This is a genomic window from Staphylococcus caprae, from assembly GCF_002902725.1.
GTDB classification, from domain to species: domain Bacteria; phylum Bacillota; class Bacilli; order Staphylococcales; family Staphylococcaceae; genus Staphylococcus; species Staphylococcus caprae.
The window spans coordinates 1-1,486 of the sequence record NZ_PPRT01000076.1; the positions used below are offsets into that span (position 1 = coordinate 1).

The 1,486-nt window shown below is 29.3% G+C and carries 1 protein-coding gene and 1 pseudogene; one reads left to right on the forward strand and one right to left on the reverse strand.

The window, feature by feature from the left end; all coding sequences use genetic code 11:
- Positions 1-123 precede the first annotated feature (123 nt).
- Positions 124-1,035 (reverse strand): phosphatase PAP2 family protein, encoded by a 912-nt coding sequence (locus CD155_RS11820; protein ID WP_103213419.1) that lies wholly within the window; start codon positions 1,033-1,035, stop codon positions 124-126.
- A 170-nt stretch (positions 1,036-1,205) separates the two neighbouring features.
- Here CD155_RS11820 and CD155_RS11825 point away from each other — a divergent pair.
- Positions 1,206-1,486, forward strand: a pseudogene (locus CD155_RS11825) (DDE-type integrase/transposase/recombinase); the annotation flags it as partial.

The window sequence follows — 1,486 nt, forward strand, 5'->3', positions numbered from 1 at the left end:
ATCAAATTAAATGGAACAACTTCTTATTAAAACAACGTTAAAGATTCTGACTTTGTATAGAACTGTATACTATTTTAACTTTGCAACAGAACCCTAATTTTACTTTGCAACAAAATCATACATTTAATATTTTTGTTGGGTTGGCTCTGAAGTTATTTTATTAATAATACAATCTGCTGCCACCATAAGCGAAAATATAATGATTAAACTCATTGTTACATCACTAGCGAAATGGGCACCAATTCGAATTCGACTTAATGCCATTAATACACTATATAAAAGACCGATTAGAAATACTATTTTTTTGGACGATTGTTTTTTAAAATAGAAAGCTAAGAACATTAAAAATGCACCACTGCCTGTATGCCCTGATGGGAATGAACTATGACCAGTATTGCCGTTAATTTTTAGCCAATTAGTGAAATGGGAAGCTTTGTCATCTAATTCATATGGTCTTACGCGTCCCCATAACTCTTTCATATTATCTACAATCTCTAATCCGATAAATAGAACCAAAAAACTTATAAGTGACACCTTAAATAATCTATGTAATTCAGCAGTATTTGTGTTTTTTAACCAAAAGTAATAACAAATAAACGTTATAATTAATAGAATGATAAGTGAAATTAAAATACTCAATCCTAAGGATAGAGAGTCACCTGTATTCCCTTCATTATTAGCCATACCCATAGGTTTATGATGCTTTATGTTGTTTGATGTTGACACTATGTATTGTACAGTTTCTGCTAAAAGTGCATTCGTTTTAATAAGTGTAAATACAGATGTTATAAGCAAAATAGTCAACTTTAAAAATAGATTATTAAATATCTTGAAAACGTAATAATTTAAAATTATCATAGAGATAATTAACACTAATGTTGGGGGGAATAAACCATAATTTTGGAATATCGTACCAAATAACGAATTTTGATTCATTAATGCATTTGATATTGGTTGATCTACGAATGTTGAAATCACAATAATCAAAAATAAAATACCTAATACCGTAGTAGAAAGTCTTTTTGAAATAACCATGTGTAATCCTCCTTAAACTGTTCTAATGGAATCATCCAATTATTTAAAGCGTAATGATTTCATCTTGAATATCTCTTACCCAAGCATAATATTGAATGTTTAATGAAATGTTAGGTCATAGTTAAAATTTTATTAATACTTAAATGAAAATCTTGTTTTCAATAAAGTCTATTTTGTATCAGACTTTGAAGAAAAAGCATAAAAAAGCCTATTATAAATGGCGTATTGATGAGACGTACATCAAAATAAAAGGAAAATGGAGCTATTTATATCGTGCCATTGATGCAAAGGGACATACATTAGATATTTGGTTGCGTAAGCAACGAGATAATCATTCGGCATATGCGTTTATCAAAAGTCTCATTAAACAATTTGGTAAACCTCAAAAAGTGATTACAGATCAGGCACCTTCAACGAAGGTAGCCATGGCTAAAGTCATTAAAACGTTTAA